6 protein-coding genes, 1 tRNA gene and 1 pseudogene are annotated in these 5,807 nt (G+C 66.3%); 3 read left to right on the plus strand and 5 right to left on the minus strand.

The features are described 5' to 3' along the window. From Q0U08_RS17170 to lepA, 3 genes and pseudogenes are all read right to left on the minus strand, one after another. Positions 1-106, minus strand: a pseudogene (locus Q0U08_RS17170) (molybdate ABC transporter permease subunit); the annotation flags it as partial. Positions 107-116: 10 nt separating this feature from the next. Then, positions 117-851: a molybdate ABC transporter substrate-binding protein gene (modA, locus tag Q0U08_RS17175; RefSeq protein ID WP_298092845.1), complete on the minus strand. Its 735-nt coding sequence runs from the start codon at positions 849-851 to the stop codon at positions 117-119. Positions 852-1,174: 323 nt separating this feature from the next. Continuing rightward, on the minus strand, positions 1,175-2,986 hold the full coding sequence (gene lepA, locus Q0U08_RS17180) for a translation elongation factor 4 (protein ID WP_298092838.1): 1,812 nt from the start codon (positions 2,984-2,986) through the stop codon (positions 1,175-1,177). A 203-nt stretch (positions 2,987-3,189) separates the two neighbouring features. On the opposite strand from lepA, the gene Q0U08_RS17185 reads away from it, so the two are divergent. After that, positions 3,190-3,266, plus strand: a tRNA-Pro gene (locus Q0U08_RS17185). Positions 3,267-3,370: 104 nt separating this feature from the next. Here Q0U08_RS17185 and Q0U08_RS17190 read toward each other — a convergent pair. After that, positions 3,371-3,526 (minus strand): hypothetical protein, encoded by a 156-nt coding sequence (locus tag Q0U08_RS17190; RefSeq protein ID WP_298092840.1) that lies wholly within the window; start codon positions 3,524-3,526, stop codon positions 3,371-3,373. 207 nt (positions 3,527-3,733) lie between these two features. On the opposite strand from Q0U08_RS17190, the gene Q0U08_RS17195 reads away from it, so the two are divergent. After that, a complete protein-coding gene (locus tag Q0U08_RS17195) occupies positions 3,734-4,588 on the plus strand; it encodes a UDP-2,3-diacylglucosamine diphosphatase (RefSeq protein ID WP_298092841.1) in 855 nt (284 codons plus the stop codon). Positions 4,589-4,593: 5 nt separating this feature from the next. Continuing rightward, a complete protein-coding gene (locus Q0U08_RS17200) occupies positions 4,594-5,616 on the plus strand; it encodes a glycosyltransferase family 1 protein (protein ID WP_298092843.1) in 1,023 nt (340 codons plus the stop codon). A gap of 2 nt (positions 5,617-5,618) precedes the next feature. Here the strand turns inward: Q0U08_RS17200 and Q0U08_RS17205 are convergent. Continuing rightward, a partial coding sequence (locus Q0U08_RS17205) for a DUF4169 family protein (protein WP_367271154.1) occupies positions 5,619-5,807 on the minus strand: 189 nt, incomplete at its 5' end.

The raw sequence follows: 5,807 nt of genomic DNA on the forward strand, positions 1-5,807 counted from the left end.
CCAGCAACCACGCCAGCGCGAACGCGACTGGCAGCATCGCCACCATCGCGCTGCCCCCCACCAGCAGCGACAGGCGCACGATCGCCCATTCTTCCCCCGACAGCATCACCCGCCCGCTACCGCGTCGAAAAGCCGTAACGCGCAAAAATCGCCCGACCTGAACCAGATAGCAGGAAGCGCCGAAAGCCTTCGGCCTCGGGATTGGTCGATGCTTTCAGCCGAGCGAGGGGGTAGCGGATCGGCGGATGACTGGCGGCGGGAAACAGTCCGGCGACGCGCACGCCCGCGCTCGCCCGCGCATCGGTGGCATAGACGATGCCGTAGGGCGCCGCCCCCCGCTCCACCAGCGCCAGCGCGGCACGGACATTCTCCGCCCGCACCACCCGCGGCGCCACCGCGTCCCACGCCCCCAGCCGCTCGAGCGCCGCCTTGCCGTATTTGCCCGCCGGCACCGATGCAGGATCGGCCATGGCGAGTGCTCCGCGCGCCAGCGTCGGGGCCAGCGTCCGCACCGTGAGGCGTACCGGGTTCGTCACCGGTGCCACCACCGCCAGCCGATTGCCCAGCCACGCCGCGCGCGTGCCCGGCGCCAGCAGGCCGCCGCGCTCCAGCACATCCATCCATTCCTCGTCGGCGGAGGCGAACAGGTCCGCCTTGCCCCCCGCCTGCACCTGCCGGGCGAGCGCGGAGGATGCGGCGAACGAGATGACCGGCTTCGGATGCCCCTTGGCCGCCCAGGCGTCCGCCGCCGCCGTCATCGACTCCTGCAAGCTGGCCGCCGCCAGCACCAGCGGAGGGCGTTGCTGTGCCCCGACCATGGTCGATGCGAACCCCAGCACCGCGCACGCCATTGCCCGCCACCACCGCATCGAACGCCCCTTCGCCATTATATACCACCGGATAGATTACCAGACGCGAGGGCCCGCCCTAAGGTTGCACAGGTTCAGGCCCGATCGGCATCTAGTGGCAATCAGCAATCCCCCTTACCCGTTCATCTCGAGTAGCCGTCGAGCCTGTCGAGGCGGCGTATCGAGAGATCCTCACCACGGGAGGGCTCCTCTCGATACAGGCTCTCGACAAGCTCGATCCTTACTCGAGGCGAACGGACAGGTTGGATTTCACGCACGCCAGACAACGCCCATCTCGCCCCGAAAGGGAGCGGGACAGCAACGCCTCAGTTATCGTCACCCATGCGCAGCGCGGCGATGAACGCCTCCTGCGGGATGCTGACCGACCCGTATTCGCGCATCTTCAGCTTACCCTTTTTCTGCTTTTCGAGCAGCTTGCGCTTACGGGTCGCATCACCGCCATAGCATTTCGCGGTCACGTCCTTGCGCATCGCGCTGATCGTCTCGCGCGCGACCACCTTGCCGCCGATCGCCGCCTGGATCGGGATCTTGAACAGGTGGCGTGGGATCAGCTCCTTCAGCCGCTCGCACATGCCGCGCCCGCGCGTCTCGGCGGTGCCACGGTGAACGATCATGCTCAGCGCATCCACCGGCTCCTCGTTGACAAGGATGCTCATCTTGACGAGGTCGCCCTCGCGCACGCCGATCTGGTGATAGTCGAAGCTGGCATAGCCCTTCGACAGCGACTTCAGCCGATCGTAGAAGTCGAACACCACCTCGTTCAGCGGCAGTTCGTAGGTCGCCTGCGCACGGCCGCCGACATAGGTCAGGTTCTTCTGGATGCCGCGCCGATCCTGACACAGCTTCAGGATCGAGCCCAGATATTCGTCGGGAACGTAGATCGTCGCCTCGATCCACGGCTCGCTGATCGTCGCGATCTTGTTGGGATCGGGCATGTCGGCCGGATTGTGCAACTCGATCGTGCCGCCGCCATGCGTCAGCTCGATCTCGTACACCACGCTCGGCGCGGTGGTGATCAGGTCCAGATCATATTCGCGCGTCAGCCGCTCCTGGATGATTTCCAGATGCAGCAGCCCCAGGAACCCGCACCGGAAACCGAAGCCGAGCGCGGCGGAGGTCTCCATCTCGAAACTGAACGAGGCGTCGTTCAGCCGCAGCTTGGAAATGCTCTCGCGCAGTTTCTCGAAGTCGTTGGCATCGACCGGGAACAGGCCGCAGAACACCACAGGCTGGACTTCCTTGAAACCCTCCAGCGCTTCGGCCGCCGGCCGCTTGGCATCGGTCAGCGTGTCGCCGACGCGCGCCTGCGCCACGTCCTTGATCTGTGCGGTGATGAAGCCGATCTCACCCGGTCCCAGGTCGGTCAACTGCTCGATCTTGGGGCGGAAACAGCCGACCCGGTCGACGAGATGCGTCGTTCCCGCCTGCATGAACTTGATCTGCTGGCTCTTCTTCAGCGTGCCGTCGATCACGCGCACCAGGATGACGACGCCCAGATACGGATCGTACCACGAATCGACCAGCATCGCCTTCAACGGCGCATCCACATCGCCCTTGGGCGCCGGCACCTTCTTGACGATGGCTTCCAGTATCTCGGCGATGCCGATCCCCGACTTGGCCGATGCCAGCACCGCCTCGGACGCATCCAGGCCGATCACGTCCTCGATCTCCTGCTTCACCTTTTCCGGTTCGGCGGCAGGCAGGTCGATCTTGTTGATGACGGGCACAATCTCATGGTCATGCTCGATCGACTGGTAGACATTAGCCAGCGTCTGCGCCTCGACGCCCTGCGCGGCATCGACGACCAGCAGCGCGCCTTCGCACGCGGCCAGGCTGCGGCTCACCTCATAGGCGAAGTCGACATGGCCCGGCGTGTCCATCAGGTTCAGCGTATAGGTCTCGCCGTCCGACGCGGTATAGGCCAGGCGCACCGTCTGCGCCTTGATCGTGATCCCGCGTTCCTTCTCGATCTCCATATTGTCGAGCACCTGTTCCGACATCTCGCGGTCGGTCAGGCCGCCCGTCTGCTGGATCAGGCGATCGGCCAGCGTCGACTTGCCATGGTCGATATGCGCGATGATCGAGAAGTTGCGGATCTTGTCGAGCGGAGTGGACACGGGGGTCGGGGTCTTCCTGGGTAAAGGTTTCGCCCGCCGTTAGCACCGCTCTTGCCCAAATGCCAAAGCGATGGGCGCGTACGCCCACGTTTTCACAGGCTCCTCAAAAACCCGCTTGCGCCGCCTGAAGCTGCTGGGTATAGGCGCGCCTCCAGCACGGACCGGCCTTCCCGAAAGGCTTCGCAAACCGGTTCGTACTCCGTCGGGGAGTAGCTCAGCCTGGTAGAGCACTGCCTTCGGGAGGCAGGGGCCGGAGGTTCGAATCCTCTCTCCCCGACCATCTAAACGCTACAACATTACCACGTATCGCCATGCGGAAGCCGCACCCGGCACCGGCACGCGGAGCAGTGGATACGTGCAGGCTTCTCCGGCCGTAGCCTATTCTCAGAACAGCGCGCGCAACCGGTCTATCAGCGACGGCTTGGCCATCCGGCTGGATTCATAGCGTACCCGCTCCTCGGCGGCGCGACGATACAAGGCGGTCAGCCGCTCCTCACGCGGCAAATCGGAAATCCGGATCGGCACGGAATGCGTGGCCATGTCTCTTCTCCCTGATCGGTCGGTGAACCGTTGCGAATCAACGATGGTGTGAGAGAAAGGTTGCCGCGCCTACCGGGCAATCTTACCAATGCAGGTTGGAAAATAGTAAAAAACTGCACCCCGTTGACATGATCGCGTCACCGAAATGCGACGCCTGCGTAACAGTGGCGGCGTACAGCCTGCCTGCAGAAGCGCAGGGAGCCCATGATGCCGACCAACGCTGCCGCCGACATCCTTGACCTCACGCCACGCCTGCCCGCCCCCCGATCGGGTACCCGCCGGCATTACCGTACGATCTGGATATCCGACGTGCATCTGGGCACGCGCGGCTGCAATGCGGAGATGCTCGTCGACTTTCTCGACCATGTCGACAGCGATACGCTGTATCTGGTCGGCGACATCATCGACGGCTGGCAGTTGAAACGCCGCTTCTACTGGCCGCCCGCCCATAACGACGTCGTCCGCCGCCTGCTCAAACGCGCCCGGCGCGGCACCCGCGTCGTCTATATCCCCGGCAATCATGACGAGATGTTCCGTCAGTTTTCCGGCATGGACATTGGCGGCATCGCCATCTGCCGCAAGACGATCCACCTCACGGCCGATGGCCGCCGCCTGCTGGTGCTGCACGGGGACGAGTTCGACGCGATCACGCTGGCCCACCGCTGGCTCGCCCATGTCGGGGATCATGCCTATACGGCGCTGATGGTCGCCAATCGCTGGGTCAACGGCATCCGGCGGCGGCTGAACATGCCTTACTGGTCGCTGTCCAAGCACGCCAAGGCCAGGGTGAAGAACGCCGTCGCCTTTATCTCGCATTTCGAGGAGGTGGTCGCCCATGCCGCCGGCGCGCGCGGGGTGGACGGCGTGGTGTGCGGGCACATCCACACCGCCGAAATACGCGAGATCGGCGGCATCGCCTATTATAACGACGGCGACTGGGTGGAGGGTTGCACCGCCCTGGTCGAGCATCATGACGGCCGCATGGAACTGCTCCACTGGGGCGAGGAGATCGCCAGGCGGGTCGCCCCGCCGGAGCCGGTCAGCCCCGCAAAAGCGGCCTGACCCCCATGCGCATCGCGATCGTCACCGACGCCTGGGCGCCGCAGGTCAACGGCGTCGTGCGGACGCTGGGCGCGGTCCGGGCCGAGTTGCAGGCGATGGGTCATCAGGTCACCGTCCTCGCGCCCGATGCACACCCCTCCGTCCCCTGCCCCACCTATCCCGAGATCCGCCTGGCGATCCTGCGCCCCGGCGAACTCGGCCGCCGCCTCGCCGCCGCCCGGCCACAGGCGATCCACATCGCCACCGAGGGACCGCTCGGCCTCGCCGCGCGGCGCTGGTGCATCGCGCGGCGGCTGCCCTTCACCACCGCCTATCACACACAATTCCCCGATTACGTGTCCGCCCGCACCGGCATCCCCGCGGCCTGGATATGGCGCTATGTCCGCTGGTTCCACGCCCCCGCCGCCGCCGTGCTGGCCTCCACCCCCGGCGTCGAGGCCAGCCTCAACGCGCACGGCCTGTCCCGCGTGCGCCGCTGGGGCCGCGGCGTCGATCTCGACCTGTTCACCCCCGAAGGCCCGCGCGACGCGACGATCGCCGCACTACCCCGCCCCATCCACCTTTATGTCGGCCGCGTCGCGATCGAAAAGAACCTGCACGCCTTTCTTGCCACCCCCATGGCCGGCAGCAAGGTCGTGGTCGGCGACGGCCCCGCCCGCGCCGCGCTCGAACAGCGCTTCCCCCGGGCCCATTTCCTCGGCGCCCGTTTCGGCGACGCCCTCGCCGCCGCCTATCGCAGCGCCGACGTGCTGGTCTTCCCCAGCCGCACCGACACCTTCGGCCTCGTGATGATCGAGGCGCTCGCCTGCGGCACACCGGTCGCCGCGCTGCCCGTCACCGGCCCGCTCGACCTGATCGGCCCACGCCACGGTGCCCTTGACGAAGACCTGTCCGCCGCGATCCGCCGCGCGCTCGGCTGCGACCGCCGGGCCTGTGCCGCCTATGGCCGCTCCTTCTCCTGGCGCCGCAGCGCACAGGAGTTCCTCGACGCGCTCGTTCCTTTGCCCGAAGCCCGCCGCGCCGCCTGATCCTATTCGGAAGGCTCGTCCAGCCGCGCCCCGTCCAGCAGCAATTCCCGCCGCGTCGTCTCCGCCTTTTCCGCCACGACCTCGTTCTTGCTTCGGCCGAAACGCGCGCGGTTCTCCGCGGCCTTTACCGCCGCCGTTTCACGTACCCGCCGCTTGCGGGCCTGCCGCAGATTGATGACCTCGCCCACGGC

Origin of the sequence: uncultured Sphingomonas sp., assembly GCF_946477935.1 — a bacterium.
Lineage (GTDB): Bacteria > Pseudomonadota > Alphaproteobacteria > Sphingomonadales > Sphingomonadaceae > Sphingomonas.

Coding starts and splice junctions, on each gene's coding strand:
- modA (WP_298092845.1), bottom strand. CDS start 851: ATGGCGTGCGCGGTGCTGGGGTTCGCATCGACCATGGTCGGGGCACAG.
- Q0U08_RS17195 (WP_298092841.1), top strand. CDS start 3,734: ATGCCGACCAACGCTGCCGCCGACATCCTTGACCTCACGCCACGCCTG.
- Q0U08_RS17190 (WP_298092840.1), bottom strand. CDS start 3,526: ATGGCCACGCATTCCGTGCCGATCCGGATTTCCGATTTGCCGCGTGAG.
- Q0U08_RS17200 (WP_298092843.1), top strand. CDS start 4,594: ATGCGCATCGCGATCGTCACCGACGCCTGGGCGCCGCAGGTCAACGGC.